25 protein-coding genes are annotated in these 21,044 nt (G+C 45.2%); 4 read left to right on the top strand and 21 right to left on the bottom strand.

Annotated features, from left to right (window positions below; translation table 11 throughout):
- Positions 1 to 115 precede the first annotated feature (115 nt).
- The 4 genes from DFP98_RS17715 to DFP98_RS17700 all read right to left on the bottom strand — a co-directional run bounded on the left by DFP98_RS17715 (position 116) and on the right by DFP98_RS17700 (position 5,333).
- Positions 116 to 1,294, bottom strand: a complete 1,179-nt coding sequence (locus tag DFP98_RS17715; RefSeq protein ID WP_116061934.1) for an S-layer homology domain-containing protein — start codon at positions 1,292 to 1,294, stop codon at positions 116 to 118.
- A 287-nt stretch (positions 1,295 to 1,581) separates the two neighbouring features.
- On the bottom strand, positions 1,582 to 2,892 hold the full coding sequence (locus tag DFP98_RS17710; RefSeq protein ID WP_116061933.1) for a replication initiation protein: 1,311 nt from the start codon (positions 2,890 to 2,892) through the stop codon (positions 1,582 to 1,584).
- A gap of 870 nt (positions 2,893 to 3,762) precedes the next feature.
- A complete protein-coding gene (tnpB, locus tag DFP98_RS17705) occupies positions 3,763 to 4,857 on the bottom strand; it encodes an IS200/IS605 family element RNA-guided endonuclease TnpB (protein ID WP_116061932.1) in 1,095 nt (364 codons plus the stop codon).
- Positions 4,858 to 5,024: 167 nt separating this feature from the next.
- Positions 5,025 to 5,333, bottom strand: coding sequence for a helix-turn-helix domain-containing protein (locus DFP98_RS17700; protein ID WP_116061931.1), 309 nt, complete (start codon positions 5,331 to 5,333; stop codon positions 5,025 to 5,027).
- Between the two features lie 168 nt (positions 5,334 to 5,501).
- Between DFP98_RS17700 and DFP98_RS17695 the strand changes: the two genes are divergently transcribed.
- The gene (locus tag DFP98_RS17695) at positions 5,502 to 5,993 is read left to right on the top strand and encodes a hypothetical protein (RefSeq protein WP_116061930.1); all 492 of its coding nucleotides are present in this window, start codon (positions 5,502 to 5,504) and stop codon (positions 5,991 to 5,993) included.
- Positions 5,994 to 6,176: 183 nt separating this feature from the next.
- Here the strand turns inward: DFP98_RS17695 and ssb are convergent, their stop codons facing one another.
- The 8 genes from ssb to DFP98_RS17645 all read right to left on the bottom strand — a co-directional run bounded on the left by ssb (position 6,177) and on the right by DFP98_RS17645 (position 11,234).
- A complete protein-coding gene (ssb, locus tag DFP98_RS17690) occupies positions 6,177 to 6,638 on the bottom strand; it encodes a single-stranded DNA-binding protein (protein WP_116061929.1) in 462 nt (153 codons plus the stop codon).
- A 48-nt stretch (positions 6,639 to 6,686) separates the two neighbouring features.
- Positions 6,687 to 7,586, bottom strand: a complete 900-nt coding sequence (locus DFP98_RS17685; protein ID WP_116061928.1) for a 3'-5' exonuclease — start codon at positions 7,584 to 7,586, stop codon at positions 6,687 to 6,689.
- 39 nt (positions 7,587 to 7,625) lie between these two features.
- The gene (locus DFP98_RS17680; protein WP_116061927.1) at positions 7,626 to 7,922 is read right to left on the bottom strand and encodes a hypothetical protein; all 297 of its coding nucleotides are present in this window, start codon (positions 7,920 to 7,922) and stop codon (positions 7,626 to 7,628) included.
- Positions 7,923 to 7,960: 38 nt separating this feature from the next.
- On the bottom strand, positions 7,961 to 8,197 hold the full coding sequence (locus DFP98_RS17675; protein ID WP_116061926.1) for a hypothetical protein: 237 nt from the start codon (positions 8,195 to 8,197) through the stop codon (positions 7,961 to 7,963).
- 41 nt (positions 8,198 to 8,238) lie between these two features.
- Entirely contained in the window at positions 8,239 to 8,601 is a 363-nt protein-coding gene (locus tag DFP98_RS17670) for a hypothetical protein (RefSeq protein ID WP_116061925.1), read from the bottom strand.
- Positions 8,602 to 9,455: 854 nt separating this feature from the next.
- Positions 9,456 to 10,145 (bottom strand): thermonuclease family protein, encoded by a 690-nt coding sequence (locus DFP98_RS17655; protein WP_116061922.1) that lies wholly within the window; start codon positions 10,143 to 10,145, stop codon positions 9,456 to 9,458.
- A gap of 388 nt (positions 10,146 to 10,533) precedes the next feature.
- Positions 10,534 to 10,737: a hypothetical protein gene (locus DFP98_RS17650; RefSeq protein ID WP_116061921.1), complete on the bottom strand. Its 204-nt coding sequence runs from the start codon at positions 10,735 to 10,737 to the stop codon at positions 10,534 to 10,536.
- A 143-nt stretch (positions 10,738 to 10,880) separates the two neighbouring features.
- On the bottom strand, positions 10,881 to 11,234 hold the full coding sequence (locus DFP98_RS17645; RefSeq protein WP_116061920.1) for a hypothetical protein: 354 nt from the start codon (positions 11,232 to 11,234) through the stop codon (positions 10,881 to 10,883).
- Positions 11,235 to 11,622: 388 nt separating this feature from the next.
- Between DFP98_RS17645 and DFP98_RS17640 the strand changes: the two genes are divergently transcribed.
- The 3 genes from DFP98_RS17640 to DFP98_RS17630 are packed head-to-tail and all read left to right on the top strand — an operon-like array spanning position 11,623 to position 13,533.
- Complete coding sequence (locus DFP98_RS17640; RefSeq protein WP_116061919.1) at positions 11,623 to 11,823, top strand: hypothetical protein; 201 nt, start codon at positions 11,623 to 11,625, stop codon at positions 11,821 to 11,823.
- Positions 11,813 to 13,069, top strand: a complete 1,257-nt coding sequence (locus tag DFP98_RS17635; protein WP_116061918.1) for a DNA polymerase IV — start codon at positions 11,813 to 11,815, stop codon at positions 13,067 to 13,069. The genes DFP98_RS17640 and DFP98_RS17635 overlap by 11 nt, the downstream gene beginning before the upstream one ends.
- Positions 13,066 to 13,533 (top strand): YhjD family protein, encoded by a 468-nt coding sequence (locus tag DFP98_RS17630; protein ID WP_116061917.1) that lies wholly within the window; start codon positions 13,066 to 13,068, stop codon positions 13,531 to 13,533. Before DFP98_RS17635 ends, DFP98_RS17630 begins: the two co-directional genes overlap by 4 nt.
- A 204-nt stretch (positions 13,534 to 13,737) precedes the next feature.
- Here DFP98_RS17630 and DFP98_RS17625 read toward each other — a convergent pair whose 3' ends face one another.
- The 9 genes from DFP98_RS17625 to DFP98_RS17570 all read right to left on the bottom strand — a co-directional run bounded on the left by DFP98_RS17625 (position 13,738) and on the right by DFP98_RS17570 (position 21,034).
- Entirely contained in the window at positions 13,738 to 14,475 is a 738-nt protein-coding gene (locus tag DFP98_RS17625; RefSeq protein WP_116061916.1) for a hypothetical protein, read from the bottom strand.
- Between the two features lie 160 nt (positions 14,476 to 14,635).
- Entirely contained in the window at positions 14,636 to 15,070 is a 435-nt protein-coding gene (locus tag DFP98_RS17620; protein WP_116061915.1) for a hypothetical protein, read from the bottom strand.
- A gap of 256 nt (positions 15,071 to 15,326) precedes the next feature.
- The gene (locus tag DFP98_RS17610; protein ID WP_116061913.1) at positions 15,327 to 15,530 is read right to left on the bottom strand and encodes a hypothetical protein; all 204 of its coding nucleotides are present in this window, start codon (positions 15,528 to 15,530) and stop codon (positions 15,327 to 15,329) included.
- Between the two features lie 228 nt (positions 15,531 to 15,758).
- Positions 15,759 to 16,277, bottom strand: coding sequence for a hypothetical protein (locus DFP98_RS17605; protein ID WP_116061912.1), 519 nt, complete (start codon positions 16,275 to 16,277; stop codon positions 15,759 to 15,761).
- 1,331 nt (positions 16,278 to 17,608) lie between these two features.
- Complete coding sequence (gene tnpB, locus DFP98_RS17590; protein ID WP_116061970.1) at positions 17,609 to 18,700, bottom strand: IS200/IS605 family element RNA-guided endonuclease TnpB; 1,092 nt, start codon at positions 18,698 to 18,700, stop codon at positions 17,609 to 17,611.
- 288 nt (positions 18,701 to 18,988) lie between these two features.
- The gene (locus DFP98_RS17585) at positions 18,989 to 19,513 is read right to left on the bottom strand and encodes a hypothetical protein (protein WP_116061909.1); all 525 of its coding nucleotides are present in this window, start codon (positions 19,511 to 19,513) and stop codon (positions 18,989 to 18,991) included.
- A 78-nt stretch (positions 19,514 to 19,591) separates the two neighbouring features.
- On the bottom strand, positions 19,592 to 20,059 hold the full coding sequence (locus DFP98_RS17580; protein ID WP_116061908.1) for a hypothetical protein: 468 nt from the start codon (positions 20,057 to 20,059) through the stop codon (positions 19,592 to 19,594).
- A 13-nt stretch (positions 20,060 to 20,072) separates the two neighbouring features.
- Entirely contained in the window at positions 20,073 to 20,525 is a 453-nt protein-coding gene (locus tag DFP98_RS17575; RefSeq protein ID WP_116061907.1) for a hypothetical protein, read from the bottom strand.
- An 86-nt stretch (positions 20,526 to 20,611) separates the two neighbouring features.
- Complete coding sequence (locus tag DFP98_RS17570; protein WP_116061906.1) at positions 20,612 to 21,034, bottom strand: hypothetical protein; 423 nt, start codon at positions 21,032 to 21,034, stop codon at positions 20,612 to 20,614.
- Between the last annotated feature and the right edge of the window lie 10 nt (positions 21,035 to 21,044).

The raw sequence follows: 21,044 nt of genomic DNA, 5'->3' as shown, positions 1-21,044 counted from the left end.
CCGACAAGCAATTATGATGGTCATATATTATGGTCCCATGGTCGGTCGGTTCCAATATTTACCCTTTTGTCTGCAGAAAAAAAGGAGGACGCTTTACAGCGCCCCCCTTCCTATTTTATTCAAATTTGAATGATGCAGCAGATCCATCTATTGCTTTTATATCAATCCACCTATAATTCCTCTCAACGAGATCTACTACCCAGAATCTTTCTTGCTTTCCTTTGATAAAATCGAAGTAATAGGACCTATATCCGTATTTTCCTATGAGATTATAATTTTGTAACCTCTGTGCAGTAACAGAGGTAACCTCACTTAGAAACAATAGCTCATTCATTTTTTCCGACGCAGGTTTATATGTGATTTCAATAAATGCTAAAACACTGTCTGGAATTCGGTTGATAGAATTGTCGACAAACATATTCGCATAAACGCCAACAATTTCCTTCGAAGACGCGTCCACTACCACATAACGATGGACAGTAACAGTTCCGCCTGTTTTTGTCTTGATCTCTTTTCCTACAATATCTTCAAAGAACAACGGTTTATCATTCTGACTTAAGCCAACCTTTGCACCATGAGTCATTATGTTTGTGCCAGTCCTTCCAACTTCCCGAAGCTCGCTTAACTCCTTAAAATCATCCGCTTTATTCCCTAACAGTCCAAGATAACGTTTTAGAATAACGGCTACTTCTGCCCTTGTCGTAGGCTTGTCAAACCCAAATGATCCATCCGGGAGCCCCACGGTTAACTGCGTGCCTCTTGCAACAGCCACATAAGGTATTCTGTCTGCAGGTATGCCGCTCTTATAGTATTCAGTAAAGGGGACGAGCGTTCCCTTTGTTTCATCCAAGGCCTGCTTATAGGTCGGTTCAGCAATCGTTAACCCGGTGACCATCCACTTCACCATCTCATAACGGGAGATAGCTTCCGTAGCTTTAGGCTTTTTCTTGTAGTCGTTCTGATCGATATATCCCGCTTCCACAAGATTATCGACAGCTTCCTTGGCCCAAGATGGTACATTTGAAAACACTTCCTTGCTCTGATGCGGCTCTCCAACAAGACCCGATATCTTGGCCAGTAGAGATGCAAACTCTGCTCGAGTAATATTGTTGCTTGGCTTGAATGTGCCATCAGGGTAACCTTTGATAAATCCTTTCTGAGCTGCCTCATTAATTGCATTGCTCGCCCAGTGGTTTGCCTTAACATCCTTAAATTTGGATGTCGCTGCAGATACAGAACTAGCAGCCGTCAGTACTAATGAAATTGAAATAATAAGCATAAGTAATTTTTTCATAAACTGATCCTCCTATTTGAAATTTTTTTTGATCTTTCCTCTAGTGTTCCATCCATTTTGCATTCATGGAACCTTTGTTCATCTTTCCATAAGACAGTAAGGGGAATAAAAAAACCCAATGAGAGGCAACCACTTCATAACTCCATAGGAGCTACTCATATGGCAAACCACCCATAGGGTTTATTACTTGTGAGGAATGTTGGAAAGAATATGAACTAGGATTAATATACCATAGAGGGAAATTGCCGGCAAGCATTAGCAGAATGTCATAGCAGCTGTATAGAGTACTAAAAGTCGGTCTGCTTTTCTAGCCACAACTCGTACACTTTCTTTAAATATGGATCGTGAGCGAGATCCTCCATCAAAAGCGGCGGCCGTTTCGTTTTTTTTCTGTTCTTCTGAATAACCTCCAAGTTCTGGAGCAACATTTGATCCCTAGATTCAGCAAGATCGGTTAATTCTTCGACCTTACTGTAAACCCCGCGGTTTATCAAATCTTTATAGTTCTCAATAATCTCTTTGAATTGGCTGAGTTCCTCACGAGTCTGATCTGCCAAATTTTCTTCGACGTTTCGGAGCTCCATCCCAAAGAGCGCATCATCCAGCGGCATATCGTGTACTGAGTTAGCATAATTATCTTCGATGCCCTTAATGATGTACCCGGCCAAATTTAGAATAGATTGCCCTTTGTTCAGTTGCAGTGCATGCCGAACATTCTCCTCGATATAAAAGGGATGGTACAATTTCGCAAGCGAAATCGCCTTTTTCCGGTGAACGCCGTTTTGGACCAGAAGATTAAATACATTCTCTGCGTCGTAATTGGCCATGTCTTGCTCGGATTGAATATTTTTCCCGTTCCGGCTGATCTGGAAAATGAACGATTCTACCGATCGACCAACACGCTTATGTACATCGTACGAAAATGTGATATCAGTCTTTTCCTCCAACTCTTTCTGAACGCTATCTAGCAACTCGCGTAAATGCTTAAGCATTTTGTACTTGTCGTCCGGAATATTTAACAAGTAACGCAGCTCCGCTATTTTGATCACGCGTTCCTTCCGGAACTCCCGCTCCTTTAGAATCTCATAGAGCCTCCAGGAGTATTCCGAGCGAAGCTTTAGCACATTCTTGATGCGATACTTTGTGTATGCCCGCTTCAAGTTCCGGAAAAACGGGGCGAGATCTTCGGATAGTTTTATTTTAACCCTGCCTTCGCCCTTAACATAAGTCGCGCTCTGTACCCAGGTTATCTTCTGTTTAATCGAATTGTTCTCAATCACGAGCTGCTTACTCTGCAGTTGATCGATCGTCTTCTCAACGCGCTCATAAAATGACTTTTCGACTACCCCTAGCAGATTTGCCAAATCTTTGATTTGGACTGTATACGTTTTAAATTCTTCATCGTCAGGTTGGACCAACGAAACCAACGAGTATATCAGTCGGCGTTCCATTAGCGATAGATCCTGCTGCGAGTTTATGATCTCTTTGGACTGATTGATCCAATAGTAGTCTTTGATTTGTGCTTCGTATTCTGGCACGATAAGCGCCATTTGACCATCATCCTCAAATTCGGTTTCGTAAGGTATGTTATCTTGCATACGCAACACCTCTTTCCCTACTATACCTCAATCTATTCAAGCTTGTAATAGAGAAAAATCAGTCCACTGGCACAAACAACAATATGTCCTGATAAACGGGGCTATTATCCTCTTTGCTTAGATCCAAACTCCTGATAATCATAAGACAAATGACAGAAGTGGAATTAAAGATATTCCGATATGTCCGGAAAAACAGGGCAAAAAATTTTTTTGTGTTCTAATGAACATCTCATATGTCCGGTCAATGGGGGTTGAAGGGAGCCAACGAAACGGTTACCACTCATATGTCCGGATAAACAGGGCTGCATACGAAGGTTGGACTTTGAATATACTCTTACAACTCAATGAGAGAAGCAGGATGAGGAAATTTCAACCCCTTTTACCCGGACATTCGATGGTAAATCCCGCTTCCGTGTATAATTTTTTCAGTCACTTTGCTACATACTAGCCCTAATGACCCCTATTTTCCGGACATGTCACCCTCTTTTTCAGGACATGACCCCGTTTATGCGGACAATAGGCCATCTTTGATCGGACATCTCGCCCCAAATGATCGGACTTCCCACCCTTTTCTACCGGACATCTCGCCCCGTTTTTCCGGCTATTTGACCCCATTATACCGGACATCAGATCATATCCCACTTACTCCCGTCTACGATCAGCCATCGCATAACAAGATATATAACATTTAAAACAGATTTAAAAAATAAACAATAAGATAAACAAGTCCCCGTCTTGAATGATACCAACCCGGTTTTTCCGGACTTGAACACTCCCACCACTTGAAGAAGTGAAGGATTCTTGGGTAATCGAATCTATTGATTCGAACTGGACCAAGCGATCCCTGCGGTTCCCGCAGTTGTTTAGCTGTTATTTGCTAATTGCTGCCTGCTTGATATTATAGGCAGCATTCTCATCTCGATCATGGATGGTATGACACGATGGACATGCCCATTGCCGGACGGCCAGATCCTTCACCACTGGATGATTCTCTCCGCATACATGACACACCTGACTAGTCGATGCAAATGCCGGTGCAAACTTGAGTGTTCGTCCATACCACTCGCTCTTGTACGTCAGTAGTCGAGTAAACTCGCTCCAAGCTGCATCCGAAATCGATTTTGCCAGTTTGGGGTTTTTCAGCATATTTGTCACCCGTAACGTTTCGATGCTGATCGTTTGGTTTTCACGAATCAGCATGGTCGTTACCTTGTGCAGGAAGTCCCCTCGACGGCATGCTATCTTCTCGTGTATTCGAGCAACTTTACGCTTGGCTTTATGCCAATTTGTTCCGCCTCTCTTCCGGCGAGTCATTCGGCGCTGCCACCATGCAAGCCGTCTCTCGTGCTTGCGGTACACTCCCGGATTCTCAATAGAACGACCGTCCGTGCAAACGGCATAGGTTTTGAGTCCAAGGTCAATGCCGATATCCCCGGAAACCTCCGACAGCGGCTTCATCTCTACCTCACAAACGATAGAGACAAAATATTTGCCTGCCGGATTCCTTCGCACGGTTGCAGAGAGAATTCGGCCTTCGACCGGCCTAGAGTTGGAAAACCGGATGACGCCGAGCTTGGGCAGTTTAAGCCGATTACCGTTAACCTCAATATTGCCGTTCGTGCATCGCGTGGTATAGCTTTGAACCGGATGCTTCCGACTCTTGTAGCGCGGCGCATGATTCTGCTTGCTGCGAAACCTTTCAAAGGCGTCTGAAACGTGACGCACGGCTGACTGTAAGGCTATACTGTCCACCTCGCGGAGCCACTCGAATTGCTTCTTCAGTATGGGCAGAACAGTTGCACAGCTGTTATAAGTTAACCCTTTACCGGTAGCCGCATACTTTTCGTTCCACTGGGTCAAGAAATGATTGAACACAAATCGACTGCATCCGAACGTACGATGGATCAGCCTCTCTTGTTCTCTGTTTGGATAGATCCGATACTTGTAGGCCCTATGATACAGCATAGACGATTCCCCCCCATGGAAGCAGGATATGCCTTATAATAGCACATATGTTCGCATCAGGAAAGAAGTAGCCGATTCATCTTGCTAGCCACCTGCAGAGAGCGAGATCAGGAAGATTTGGAATTTTTATATAAAAGGGACGCCGCCCACTTAGGCACGCCCCTGAATCAATCCGGTATTCGTTTGATAATCTCTTCGAGCAGATCTGGGTGTTCAATGAACACTTGATGAAAGTCTGTCGGGATCCGCCCAGATGCCAACACCAAATGATATTTATTGACTCCAAGCACAGACGCTAACTTAATAATCATTTCTTCAGTTGGAACGGAATCCTTATCCGCCTCAAGCCGGCTGATGTAAGCATCAGTTACCCCGATGAGCTCCGCGAGTTTCTTTTGCGTCAAACCATCGATTCCTCTCCGTATTCGTTTGACCGTCTTCCCGAAGGACAATCCAGGGTCAAACCAAACTTGCATATTGTCCACCCTTCCATTCGCACAGCTGCTACTAACGAAAGTGTATCATTCTCAGAAGTCCTACTCAACATAAGTCTTCGTTTTGTGCAGTTACCAAAATCTCTTGACAGTTTAGGTTACTTAAACTAGGATGTAGTTAAAGTTACTTAAACTCTGGAGTTGATGATAATGTCAGATAAGCACCCTGGCGGTCGCCCTCGTCAAGGCATTACCAAGAAAGTCTCGCTTACGTTAACGGAAGAAGAATGGTCGAAGCTTGAAGGATTCTCCAACGTTGCCGCCTTTATTAAGGAACAACTAAATCCCGTTCCCATCTTCCCATCGGATCCGTCAGTGAACAATTTAGGTAACCTAAACTCAATTGACTGGTACGACATGTCCAAGGCTGCTGTCGAATATCGCTTCAACACAACGGTTAAATACGGACTTGAGAAAGACCACCCATACACTGCCGAGATGATCGCCGATGTAAAGAACTCTATCTTTCGCAGCTTATTTCCCAAAGACGCCGAAGTCGTAACCATTGAAACTAAAACACAATACATCTGTCCATTTACTAACAAACGCTTTGGCAGCATAGATAAACTGGTCGAAAACGCGGTCCCTTTGCTCTTAAGATGGAAGCTCGCCAAAGTGCAACGTCAGGACCAAATTAAGTAACCTAAGCTCATGACGCGAGATTATACATAATTCCCCAGATGTTTACTACTTCGCATGTTACTTGGACAGTAATCGACAGCTTCCGGAAGACAATCCTGGTTGCAGCCGGCACTTCGGCCGCCGATTGGGCCTCGTCCCTGAGTTGCAATTCCGAAAGATGATTACATCCAGATCCTCATCCTATCAAAACGGGAGGTCATCGTCAGAAATGTCTATCGGTCTCCCTTCACCGGCAAAAGGATCATTATTGTTGATTCCGGAATGGCTACGATTACCGCCATTACTTCCACCCGTTCTTGGAGTTCCTTGTCCGCCGCCTTCACGGTTGGGCGATTCCAGGAATCGAACATTATCGGCAATTACTTCCGTTATGTAGACGCGTCGTCCTTCGTTATTCTCGTAGTTGCGTACTTGAATGCGACCTTCCACTGCGGCCAGACGACCTTTGCGAAGATAGTTGGCGCATGTCTCAGCAAGCTGTCTCCAAGTTACAACGGGGATAAAATCCGCTTCCCGCTCCTCACGATTACCCGAGAATGAACGGTCTACCGCCAGCGTAAATTGGGTAACAGCTACTCCTGCAGGCGTGTAGCGCAGTTCAGGGTCCTTGGTCAGGCGACCGATTAAAATTACGCGATTCAACAATCTACTCTCTTCCCCTCTTATTTGAATTTCTTTCCCGACCATAGTACTCTAGCAAACAGATTCATCTACTAATATCCCGATATCGGACCACTGCGAATGAATAACATGTAGCGTTGCATTACAATCCTCAATTGCACGATGGCTTAACCACATTCCACTTGCTCTCTCTAAGCTAATCCAACGCTCAGAACCTTGAGTAAGGCGATATGCCTCCATAACGCAATCCCATTTTAGATCTTCCGGATACGCAATTTTGGTTCTCCGACAGCTATTTTTTATCATCAATTTATCGAACGCTGCATTGAACGATAGAATTAGCTTGCCTTCGATTATCTTCAAAACGTCAAGCCAGATATCTACCCATGCTGGTGCGCAGGCGAGATCGGCGTTTGTAATGCCATGGATGCGTGTTGCGGGAGAATCATCAGGAACAGGTCGAACCGGCTTTACAAGAGATTGGAACAAAGTTCTTCCCGTTCTATTGATAATACCTACTTCGACAATCTCGCCGTCCAAGTCTGTCGTTTCGGTGTCCAAGATAACAAAATCCTCTTTGTACCATCCCTTGAATGAATCTGCCCCTGCTGCAATCATCGACTCATAACGGGTTTCCCATGTTAATCGCTTAATGCAATGATTACAAATCTTCGTACCGCCAGATTCCTCAAGTTCAGAAGGCTTGCAGACTTCTTTGCATTCTGAACAAGTATTCTCAATCTCGTATTTGGTTCGCGCCAACTCTCTTGCCTTTTCGAGCGCGGCAAGCTGCTTTTCTGTTGGTTTACGTTTCGCGACTGCAGAAGAACTGTCATAAAGCTTAACCCACTGGTGCCCACCCCAAACTTCAGCAATCGGTTCTCTGATTGGTTTCAATCCAATCTGCGAAAGCATAGTTTTTGTTTTTAAATTAGCTGGAACATTCGACCACCCACCACAAATACGTTTCATGAATCACACCTCACTGTGTCACAAAATGGATCGAACTGTTCAGTAGCTGTCCCTGATTCTAAAAGACACAACTGAAACCTGACTGCGTTCGTGCCAAACTACAGCTTCGCACTTTGTCACTTCCCAATAAGCTCCATGATCGTGACTCTGGTCTATCAGCGAGTCGATAACAGGCTTGACTGCACCTTCATGTGCTTTAGTATTAAATGCTTCCGTTGTCTGAAAATAAAATACAATGCCGTCGAAGCCCTCAACCAACCCAATTGGAATCCGGCTATAAAATACATCAATTCCATTGACACGCTTAACATTTGACTTAGTATTTAACTTTTCCATTTCTGCCCTCTCCCTCACAAAATGGGTCGAACTGTGCATCAAGCAACTGATTCTATCCGCCAAGCCACCACGTACGAACACCGTTCCATGAGTTTTTCCGCCGCTGTTTCCGCACGCTTTTGACTCGTATACTTCTTCGTTTGTTCCGTAATTGAGCGGTCCCACAAAGGAAAATCCTGTCCTTCGACTCGATATGTCTTTCCTGCCCAGTATCCATATTGATTGCGGTTCCTATCAAAAGCGCTTGTGGTAGATAAAAAGATGACATACTTCATCCATTCGCCCTCCTGCGCATAATGGGTCGTTAAGTTCAGCATTAAGACATGCGGCATTTCTCGTATTTCTTGGCTTTGTATTTAGAGTCCCGAACGTGCACTCCGACGCCTTTACGCTTACTCGTAATGCCGCATCTTTCGCATTCATATTTGTCGTAAACTCGACCAGCGCGGATAATTGTAAATGAATTAACTTTCTTCCACTTGTGCTCGTTCTCGTTCTCGTTCTCGTCGAGTACATTCACCCCGACAACTTCACGAGGGGTTTCTTGCTCTCGCAACGTAGCGTTGAATCTTGCAATCAAATTGTCGGCGAATTGTTGCGGATCTCCTTCGCAGTTGTAAGTCTCTTTCCAAGTTGATAATCCACCGATTTGCTTTACCTCGATCTCAATTTTAGCCATTTCATTCACTCCCTTCTTCCTGCACAAAATGGGTCATGTCTGCAAGCGGCATTGCTTCAATAGCTTTCTCTTTTCAGCTAATTGCATAAGTATTCTCATTACAATTCCCGGATTTGTCTCGTATGAGTATTTCATCAGCATTTTTTCTAAATCTCTTATTTCATCTTCCAAATAGTCGAATGGCTGATATGGCTTCAATCATTCGAACCCTCCCCTAATTGCACAAAATGGGTCGTTATATGCATTACCTCCATTGAACTCGGACATCTTGTTCAGACCTTTCCGTGACCCGTCACGGCTCCTCTTTACTCTTCACCGCGATGTTTCCGTTGGAAAATACAATTACGAATATAACTAGGACAGCGAGTAGGTAACTAAAGCCTCTATCCATTAACAATGAAATTCCAACAATGAGTATTACCATGATGACTTTTAGAACATTACGTTCAAGCCTTTTCTTCACTAAGGCTTTTGAATGCTTCAATATAGCCAGGAAAGCAGCCCCCACAAAAATAGCACCTAAATGTGAATGAAACGAATTGTCGTTAACCCAATTTATGACATGTTCCATTTTGAACTTTCACCTACCCCCGCTAACTCTGCTATGGTCTACACAGTATTATACCTCTTCCATTCTTCTGGAAACACAAACATTCCTTCGATCACTTGGACAACGATGGCGTCGTCCGTTGGTTCAACAATTCTAATCTCATAATGGAAATGTTTCTGCAACTGGCAGTAGTCGTAAATTTCCTTTGCTTCTTTGAGAGTAACGGGACTATAATATCGCCCGTACTTGTCCATACAATACCCTTTGTACATCCTGACACATCCCCACATTTGAATGATCGACCTTATTTTGATCGGTCGAAACCGTTTTCTGTGACATATCCCTTAATGCTCCAAATGCCAATTTGTTCATCCTCAGCTTCTGCTTCGGCCTTCCGGTAGTCTTCGGCATATTTTGTGTCCGGTTCGAAAACGTAGGCAACGCGCGCTAGGCCATTTCTAACGATCTGCTCGTTGATGCTGTTGCCATTAACAAAAAAATATCCAAGCAATCGTCCATATTTGTCGCGTCCAGTTCGATCCTTACCCAGACCGAACTCAATCATAACTTTCTTTTTTACCACTTGCTTCCTTAGATACGCTCGCGCCTCCGCTGCGAAAGGATCCTTTGATTTGATTTCAGGCGCGTCGATGTTCAGCATGCGGACCGCTTCACGTCTTTTACCATTCTGAATCGTACATGTGTCTCCGTCATAACAAGACAATACCATGTAGGTTCCATCAGCAGGGATAGTCGGAGTATCTCCTTTAACTTTCGTTGCAATTTCCTCGATCAATTCCTGGGACGACTTCTCCGACTTCTCCCCCTTAAATGCTGCCAGCGTCTCTTCGTATGATTCCAGCAGCATCCCTTTGACTTCGTAAACTTCCTGGTTGGTTATCCCTTCTTCATGGTACAACGGTTCAACCGGCTCAACATAACAACCCGTCAAGATAAGGAATACAACCATGACACCAATCGACCATTTTTTCAAAACAAATGCCTCCCATATCTACAGTTTATTGTTCATAAAAAAGGAAATTGTCAGCGCACCGCAAAGGAATGATAATAAAAGCCATTTCATGGGTTTCAGCCTATTCTTTTTAGAACGAGCTCGGGAAAATGAAAGAAGTCCTAACGCGATCAAGCATAAGTAGGACTTCTTATAAGGATTTAAGAAAGACCCAACAAGACCCAGTGCTGAAATATTCAAAAAGTAAAATAAAAAAAACTGGTACGGAATCTTTCGGAAGAAGTTCATGATAGACATGTTCCTCTCATACTTGATCGTATCTATCCAACGAATTACTGCTTAAGTATACCAAGAAGCTTACTTTGGTTCTGTGCACCCGCTCCTGTTTTTTCCTCCAACTTGCGTCTGATCATACTACAACTCTAATAGAGTCTCTTTTCTCAAGCCGATCAAGCGCATAGTCGATGTGTTCCAATGCAACTAGTGAGGCCCACAGTTCTTGTTTTGAATCCTTGGCGTCAAGGTTTATTGCCAAGCATTTGGCTACATCGCGAGCCGCTTTAAGTGATTTCTCCAATTCCTTAATCTTCTTGTTAACATCATTCTTTTTCATCGATTTCCCTCCTAGTTTTAATACATGTGATCAACTGACCACAGTCATGCAGTGAAGCGCCGCGAGCAGTTCCCAGCGCGCGGTGCGAAAAAGGGATGGATCCTAAGCTTCCTCCTGGACAGAATCTTCGTGCTATGCACAACTTAATCAAAAAGTTCAGGCTCCAGCAGACGAAGGAGGCGCTCAGCATCAATGGCGTCGCCCTCTCCGTCAATTACGCGATTACGTAGTTCATCATCAACCGGGCCAAACAAATACAATTTCTCGCCCCGGTTATAGTCTGCAATTTCTAAGTCAGCTGCGATACTGAAAATACAGAATGCTTCGTCGTCGCCGTGTTTTTTTATCGTTTCAACTGAAATACCAACGTTATTAAGTGCTGCGACATTTTCAGGGGTATTCCTCACAAATGCATTCGCCATTTCACCATCCTGATGTGAAATCACTTCCAGGCTGTTAAGTACATCCAATATAGCTTGTTTTGCTTGTCTATCCACCGTAACCACTCCTTCTCTTATTGGTAAATCGACACTTACTATACGTATTATAACAAAAATAAAGTAAATACTCAATAATATTAAGTATACACTTTATTTGTGATAGCAAAAAAACACTCTCTCGGCACCAGGCTGTAGAAAGCCGGCAGCACTCGATAGAGTGTTTCCCTTGTCAGTAATCGCTAATAGCGCTAATTTCCATCATTTTAACATAATCTCATCTAATTAGGAACTTGCGCATTCTTTAATAGAGCTTCTTTTTCAACGTGCTAAACGGCCTTAACAAAAAATCTATATGATCAGGGCTGGTTTATTATTCCACTTGTACAGAACGTTCGTTCGTGTTATATAAATGATAGGAACGTACGTTCTGTGGAGGCGAAGAAGAGTGTCCATTTCCAAGTATATTGGTCGGACGGTTGAAATCGTATATATGGACAAGAAGGATCGGATCAGCAAACGGACGATACGGGTAATCCGTATCGAAGCGGGGATGGTATATGCTTTCGATACGTCCTGCAATAGGCCGAGAAGGTTCACTGTCGAGCGGATTCTGGCTGCGCAACCGGTGATCGTGCATGCCTCCTGATCGCACGATCTTCCTTGTGGACTGCCAGTCGTTTTACGCTTCAGTCGAGAAATCCGCTCATCCAGAATACCGCTATCATCCTGTCGCCGTTGGCGATCCCGTCCGCCGGTCTGGAATAATCCTGGCCGCATGCCCACTTGCCAAGTCCTTTGGTGTCAAAACTGCTGATCGTAACTTTTCAGCATTGGCTAAGTGTCCTCAGCTCACAATTATTCGACCTCGGATGATGCGATACATCACAATATCCTTGGAGATTACTCGTATTTTAGAGACTTACACGGATCTTGTTGAGGTATTTAGTATCGATGAGAGCTTTATGGATGTTACTGGGATTTTAAAACGTTATGATTCAGTTGAGGATCTTGCAAAGCAAATTCGATCGGAAATACTTCTGTCCACCGGCGTTTGGACTCGAATTGGCATTGGACCAACGAAAATCCTTGCAAAAATGGCCAACAATTACGCAAAAAAAACAGATTCGGGTTTATTTCGGTTGGGGTTCGATAACTTGGAGCAAGAACTTTGGCCTCGACCGGTACAAGAGCTTTTCATGGTAGCAGATAAGATGTCGGCACATTTTCAAGCGATGGGAATGTATAGAATCGGGGATATTTCCAAATTGTCACTAGACGAGTTCAAGAAAAGAATGCGTCTGAGAATGGGCCGAAAGGCAGATGTGCAGGCCCGTTATTATTGGGAAATGACTTGGGGAATTGATGATTCTCCAGTCGTTCCGTCGATTCGAGACGAGGTCAAATCAATATCACACGGTAAGACACTTCGGGCGAGTTTATATTTTAGACGACATGATATCGAGCTTGTTCTCCATGAACTCACTGCTGAGGTTTGTCGCCGGGCACGGCATAAAGGGAAGCAAGGACAAACTGTTTCGGTCGGACTCGGAGAAACGGATGGTTCACAGGCAGCCCGCTTCAGTCGTCAATCCACGTTGCAACATGCCACAAACCTGACTCGTGAGGTCGCAGAGGCCGCGCTAAGGCTCTTCAGGAAGCATTGGCAAGGAATGCCTGTCTGTTATCTATACGTTTCTCTTACGCAGCTTAGAGAGGCCAACGCAACGCAACTCACCTTATTTGAAGATCGGGCTAAGATGCAAGACTTGGAACATGTAACAGATGTAATAAAAGACCGCTTCGGTGCTGCCGCGATAATGCCCGCTTCCGCTCTGCAGGAGGCAAGTATTGTGCGAGAACGTGCCGGACAAATTGGGGGGCATTACAAGTGAGCAAAAAACTTGAAGGTAATGGTCGAAGGAGTGTTAAGATGCTCCTAACTGATCATACAGCAAAGTATGAGCAGCGGGATCTGACTAAGAGATCGGGGAAGCCAAACGCGGATGAGCTGCTCTGGATCAGGGACACAATCCTATTGCCACATCTGATGACGATGCTTCAGCGCGCCCACGACGAGGTAAAACGTTCCGAAATGACCTTGCACCAGGTGATGGCACAATTTCTTCGAGTAGTGATGGATCATGTCACGCTTGATATGTTCAATTTACGGCGTCAGCTTCGTCAGCACAACATTAAACTATTGACAGAGGAGACTCAAGACGACATCTTTTATCACAAGTACGTTTGTCGGGGGTATGAAGATCGTTTTGGGATGACTAGAGAGGTAATGCGGGGAGAAATCGGAAATCACCTTAAGAGATTTGTCAATCAGGTCTTACGCCCCCCAACAAAGTAAAACTATCTCAAACTGCGGATCCTGAAGATTGGATCCAGCGAAGCCCCCATGTTCCATGCTTTTAAAAAAATCCTTTGACCAGCTGGCGGCTTGTCGATCGCGAAACCGGAATGGCCGGACAAACAAGACGGGCAACTGAAGATACTCGGGCCGGTTGCCGGCCCAGGCGCACCGATTGAGAAGCCGCGACAAAGCGTTATACACCTACAGACTGTGATCGAGGTAGTTCTTCGTTCGGTAATCTTCTTCGACTGTATGCTGGAATTCTAGTTTCTGAAGATCCAACAACTTAGAGATTTTTCTAACAGAGTGTTTATCGCTGAAATCATCAACGACTTGTTTTGCAATTGCCTCTGCCTTCTCTGATGAGTCAGACTTAATAAGTAAAACGGAATCCCCTCGATACTTTAGGAAATCACAGAATAAAACTCGTTTGCGGTCATAAACCTTCATGACAAGAATGTATTTCCTCAAACCTGATTCTCCGAAGTGACCGCGACGGGTTTTCCGAATCAATAATTCTGTGTGGCAGCTGGCGCACCTTAATGGCGCTTCATAATTCTGGATCGAAACGCTGTTATGAATGCTGTTCGCCGATTTGAAATTAATTCGCAAGAAAAGCCCCTCTGCATCTTCATCAGTAACAAATCCTATCTTGCCGTCGTCTTTCTGGACCATAGTTAGTTCCGTTTTTACGGTTGCCCTTGCATAAAACTTCTTTGTATTTCCGCAGTTTGGACATTGGCTAAATTGTCTCATGATAGCCCACTCCCACTTTCGATATTTTTTAAGTGCTCCGTTAAATTTCATTCGGTGCGGGAGCACGATCTGAAACTTTGCGCTTCGCCGGAGCGCCGAACCGGAAAGCCCGACTTCGCCACGGGCATCCTGGAGTACGAGCTGCTGCTCTATCCGGCCGCCGTCGCCGGCAGTGGTGCGCACGCTACGGAAGTCTTCACGTGCAGCTCCGCAACAGCTGATGCTTTGCGCCTCCCGCGGTTCTCCGACGGGCGTGCACTCACTCGTATACCTTCAACTGGGAATTTAATAGGTCGGTTCTAGGAGGGTCAATTACTTGCTGAACTGTCATTCTCATAGAAGATCACACCCTCTTACCTGGAGTGAAAATCAACTTGCAGATCGCATGTTCAATTGGCTTTTCCCACTGATCCATCTGATTTTTAGTTTCGAAATAAATGGTAGACGTGGTTGAGAAATCAATCAGATGGATCTGACAGTAAGGATAAACTTTCCACGTAGCTTTTCGCAGTTCTACGATATCATAAGCAGGAAATTCATTCCTCAACACTCTTTCGATTTCTGCATCATCATTCCTAGAGATCACCGCGATTCTATACTTAAGAGGCAGCGGAATTCCAGCAATTTTTAACTGTTTAACTAGCAATATTAGGAAAAACTTTTTACTGCCTAGAACTGCGAATTGGTGAGGGGGAATCTCGATTCTGAATTTGCCATTTCCCGGATCTAGTAGGAGCTCCTCATTCGTCATGGAATTATCAATCACTTTTCTTAGCATGCCAACTTCCTCCCCTCAAAAATTTAAAGTACCAAACCCGAAATTTCAGGCTTCACCAGGAGAACTAGGAGCGTAGCTACGACTGCTCCTGTTGCCAGCGCTGCCACGACTGAGCCTCGTCCCACATATGAAGGAGTGCAGACCGAGACAACAATGGAGTCTTCCGCACCAGCAGTCGTTTTGGCGAACGTCGCCGCTTCCTCTTTCTGGATGCCTCGGTTCTGCGCCGATCGCATGGAGAATCCGGAAGATGAAGTCAACCCGGAACATCTCCTTGGCGAACCCTCCCCATTACGACATTCATGCCGCTGCTGGCCTGCAGCAAATTCGGAATGTCCACCAGCCGGGCCGAAGAAGTAGAGCCGAGATGTCGATCAGAATCGACATGCGCCCCTTCCCATGAGACGGTCTGCTTGCCGTATGGATCTGCCTCGCCACCGCCATACAAGCTTGCGTGCACCCGCTAGTCGCCTCTATATATCCCTTGCACCAGCTGCAGTTAGTACCCCACGTGCACGTTCAGCACCTTCTCGACCGAGCTCCGTGGATCAGCCGGGCTTCTTCCGGAGAACTGGGACTGAGTCGGGGCTGTACTGATAGCGCCGTTGTACCCAGTCTACATCTCTATTTTCCTCTGACAATTCCACGATTACAGCTTCCAACAACAAGAAAACTCAGATCGTTGTGCTTAAGTTACATTTATCTCAATAAACGCAGCGAAATCTTCGTATATTATGTTCGTTTCAAACCCCTTCTCTTCCAAGAGATTGATAAAACGCGAAAAAGCCAGTGAGTTCGAAAGGCAATCCTTAACTAGATTTTTTGTTTCTATCAGTAGGATGTTATCCAAAAACTGTATAACTACCGGACCAGCCTTTTGCTTATCGAGCCAGTTGATATCGAAAAATTTTGTCAGCAAATTGCGTTTGTTAAAATACTTCCTCATTTCACGAACAAAACTATAATCCCATACATAAGAGGTAAGATGCGATTCAACAGCGATCGTAATTATGCAGTTCGATTCGCCCCGCTCCAAAGCGTGCCGAATACCTGACTCAATTCGATCAATACGTTCTGTTGAACAGAACGTATTCTCCATTAATTCCTGCATGATTGTAAGATAAGATTTACGTTCTGTCTCATATTTCATTTGAAAATGTTCCTTATTTTTAAGATTTACTGCCAGCATTTCTTGTTTGGTTTGCATTGTTATCCCTCGTCTGTTCATAGTAAAGGCTTCAATTCCTCACCTTCTGACTGACCAAAAATAATATCACCAGAATTTTGTATTGAGAGCCGAACCGAGAGCTCCCGTTGTCTCCGGCGGAGCGGGATCGAACTGCACTGACCGTGCCGGAGAGCCCGGAGTGCGTAGCAGCAGTGTTCGGCATGCGCTGTCGCGCCGATCGAAAAAAACGAGCTCGAACCAGTGAACGGGAAGCGGACTGAGTACCGGTTTTCGACGTCGCTGCCGCGGCTAACCAGGAGCGCGACCTACATCTGCTCGCGCTGACCTCTGTCGCCAGCATCCCTGATAGAAAAGCCCGAATCCAAATCGGATAATCTGATGATGCGAACTGCAGCTAAGCGTTGCCGGCCGTCGATGCCGGCGCCCCAAACGAGGAGCGCGACTCTTACATCTGCTTTCGTTGTCAGCCGTCGCGAGTGCTCATCGGAAAGACGAGATAACCCGGATACGGGGCTGCAGTTGATCGTGACGGTTTTCGACATCGCGCGCTAAACCTGAAGCCGAGCTTCACCCTGAGAACCAAGCGAGTTGCAGTTGGTCGATATTTTTTCATGTATTTTGATGAACAAAATGGGTCGAACTGTGCAACAAAGTATTTTTTAATATGATGTATCTTTAGTTTGGCTATCGTGGTCAGTTATGTTTCAACAACGAGAGTGAATGTATCAGGGTACTTTTCCTGTAATATATTAAATATTTTTTCCGCTTTCTTTTTGTCTTTGAATATGCGGCGCTCACTTGCGATAAGTGTATGGGTATAGCTATTTATCGTTATGGATTTGAGCCATGAGCTCGTTGTGATTTTTTTAATACTTGCACGATAATGTTTATCCATAAATACACAGTCCTTTATTCATTTGGATCACTTAGAGCCACATTTGTAGTTTTTCTTTCACTCAATTTTTGTGTCCTCCCTTATTACCACTCTATTGATCGAAGTATTTGAATCCGATTCACTCACTCAACAGCCGATCTATTGTTCATAGATATGTGCAGCAAGGTTAACAGTTATCGGCATTATTGGCCGTCTTCCGCTCGACAAGGCACTCTTTGCACAGGATATAGGTGGCATTATGGAATTGGCCGCAATCATCGCATTCTTTGAGCACAGTAAACCATTTTCGATAAAGCCCGAATCCTGTATTCAGGCGCTCTTTGACTCTGTTTGAACACTCCCCCACTTACGCATTTGCGTTGAAGTGGGAGATTCTTGCGTAATCACCTTATCCGAAGTGAAGTTGAGCAAGCGATCCCTGCGATTCCCGCAGTTCTTGTTGACCTGGAAGCTTCTATTCGATTGTCAGGAGCAAGATGTTCTTGGCGGCATTCTCGTCGCGATCATGCACCGCGTCGCACGATCGGCATTGCCACGTTCGTACGCTTAGGTTTTTAACAGCCTTGTCGATTTCACCGCACACGTGGCACCTTTGACTCGTTGGCGCATACGTGTCCGCTTTCTTCAGCGTGCGTCCGTACCACAACGCTTTGTACGTCAGTTGCCGCACAAACTCGCCCCATGACGCATCGTTGATTGACTTGGCCAGCTTACGGTTTTGGAGCATACTGCTGATGCTCAAGTCTTCGATACTGATCGCTTGATTTTCGCGGATCAGCTGCGTAGACAACTGGTGTAGAAAGTGATTTCGAATGTTCGCGATTTTGTCGTGAATGCGGGCAACTTTTCTTTTGGCTTTCTGATAGTTGGCTCCCCCTGGGGTGCGGCGCGACAAGCGACGCTGCCAGAGGGCGAGCTTCTCCTCGTGTTGCTTGAACGCCCTTGGATGGTCAAACGACTGGCCTTCGGAGGTGACTGCAAAGCTGGTTAAACCTAAGTCAATGCCAATGGCCGTATTGCTTGGCGGAAGAGGATGGACCTCCACTTTGCAAACGAGCGAGATGAAGTACTTCCCTGTGGCTTGTCTACGAATCGTTGCGGACAGGATGCGACCACCGGGTTCTCGTGATTTGGCAAAGCGAACAAGCCCAAGCTTCGGCAATTTGAGGCAATTTCCGATCACGGCTATGTTGCCGTTGGTGAACTTCGTTGTATAGGACTGCACCGGATGCTTGCGGGTTTTGAAACGCGGCGCCTGGTTCTGCTTCTTAAAGAAGCGATCAAAACTGTCTGCCAGGCGACGGACTGCAGACTGCAACGCGATGCTATCGACAACCTTGAGCCATTCACGCGTTTGCTTGAGCAAAGGAAGCTGTGTTGCACAAGCGTAGTAAGACAAACCCTTGCCTGTTGCGGCATACGCGTCATTCCATTGGGACAAGAAATGATTGAAGACAAACCGGCAACAACCAAACATTTGCTCAATCCGAGTTTGTTGTTCTACATTGGGATAGATGCGATAGCGAAAGGCCTTCTCTACGAGCAAGCCAACACCCCCCCCCTTTTTTTTAATCCAATTATATCCATTATGGCACATACGTTCGTTTTTCTCACAACAAAAAGGCATCGATTCATCCCCGACTTACACATTCGTGTTGAAGTCGGAGTCTTCTCGACAAAGCTGATAAATATACTCCGTAGCCAAATTGATTGTTCGTCCGTGTTGCATCATGGATTGTGTAGATCTCCCCGTCCTCCAAGCATAGAACCTTAACTCCTTCTGGCAACATCACTTCGGTTGTCACATTCTATCATCCTTCCTAAATGGGCATAATTAGAAGTGAATATCCCGCTTCCGTGGATCAATTCTGATTTCTCGTAAGCTGCGCTCCAGGGCACTTACATGTAGGTAATACTTCTCTCTGTAAAACTGGCCCAACCAGAGTACAAAGGCACCGACCAGCGAATAGAAAACGAGTAATGTCTTTTCTTCAAAGCTAGTAATCGCGCTTCCGATCACCCAGAGCGTCAAGAAACCAAAGGCAAGAAAGAGATAGTAATCCCGATCCGCTGCCTTCAGCTTTTGCTGTATGATATCGGGGTATATCGATTCTGGTTTTGATGCCTCTCTTAGCTCGCCGATGAGCGAGCAAATGAAACGAAATGAACGAAGCTGCTTTGCCGTATACATAACGATCATCAGTGTGAGTAACGACAAAATGAACATCCTGAGCAGCGGCGGAAACTCAAACGCAAACAGAAAATCTACGAGCAAATAAAGTGCGGGAATTCCGCAAAGTGGCATTACGATAAGCAGCATGCTGGAAGCGAAGAGTGACTTACCTTGATCGGGATTCAACTTGTTTTCCCCCTAGTGGTTCATCCTATTGGAAGAGATCTTGAGATTAGACGTTGAGTCGCAGTATGTTCACGCCAATCAATTATGTATGCGGCTCGATTCCAGAAGCATCCCAAACCTCATAAAGTAAGGTCTCTGGATCGAAGGAAGATCAATATCCCATTGCTTAAAAGCTTCAGACGATGTGGTCAGAAACCTGTGACCTCTCAGGTTGTCGAAGAAGAAACTCAAGCAGTAAGCATACATCAAGTCGTCCCGCTCCGTCTGCGAAATAAACAGATGATCCTGATAGGCATAAACGTCCCATATTTGTTGCCCGCCACAATCGGATTTGAGCTGCCCGACGCATGTAAAGTCCTCGTAATGGATGCAAGGCTCCAAAGAAGTGAATAGTCCTGCAAAATTATCCGGACCGCCAGAGACTCGCCCATCAAAAGAGAATTTTGATTGGTCGTACTTCATTGTGCCGTATCCAAGCAAGTCTTCAATGTTCCTCTGAGGGGCCTTCACTTCCAATTCTAACTTCAAGGTGGATCGGCTGCTCATGATAATCGTCTCCTTATTCGAATGATCTCACGAGGTAATGCCCGTTGCCCGACAGCAGTAGGATTTTCTCCAAATAAGATTGGAGCTCATGATTTAATTGTTCAACAGAATGGCGCTGGAGATGTTCATCATTAAATAACGGTTCAAGGGGTTCATCATCAACTGCAGAATATCCGGCTTTTACTTGAGGATTCTTATCTGTTCGAAGAAGAATCAGCCCGCTTTCCGCAGCGGTTAATACATAGGATGGATGAATGAGGTCAAGAGCTTTACCCTTTGGTGGTTCTGTCCAATCATAGACAGGCAGGAGTACGCCAAAGTGTTCAAAGATCATAGCGAGATGAAAAGCAGTCCCGCTTCCCATATAGAGATCCTCTCTCTCCAAATAACGAATGATGTCTCCGCCAGGCCATTCTATATCTCGTCCAATTTCATAGCTTTTAAACATTGTCCAAGTCGTTCCCATTAAAATCTCCTATCTGTGCGGAAGTTTGGGACATATTCTCTGGCGTGCACTTGGCTGCGGATCAGTAAAGGAGCTCACACACCCGATTAACTCAGGATATCTCTTGCAAAATCCTCTGGCAATAAATTACTTTGGCCATTTTTATAGAAAATACTGTCAATATTCCCATAGTCAACGACTTTAAGGAGATGCACGTACAACTTGTTTTTAAGAATAACAAGGACATCGCATAATGAAGAGGGTTCTAAGGATCTGGCTTGGCGAAGTACCTCAAGCAATGCAACAAAAAAGTGGGAACGATCGCTAAACTGATGGTAAGAGACTGGCGTATCGGTCTGAATGAGGTCAAGTGAATTAAATAGAGAGTCAGGAAACTGAACTCCGCCTAAGGATTGCATCGCTGCCGGCAATTCCATCCCGCGAGAAAGCCTAAGCATAAGCAAGTCGATCAATTGGAAAGTGGAAACGACCCCAATGGTGGGGTGAGTTGGACGATGTGCAAATAACATTTTCCCGAAG

The sequence above is a fragment of the Cohnella phaseoli genome (assembly GCF_003386235.1).
GTDB classification, from domain to species: Bacteria; Bacillota; Bacilli; order Paenibacillales; family Paenibacillaceae; genus Cohnella; species Cohnella phaseoli.
The sequence above is the reverse complement of the archived record's forward strand: the minus strand, read 5'-3'. Positions and strand labels throughout refer to the sequence as shown.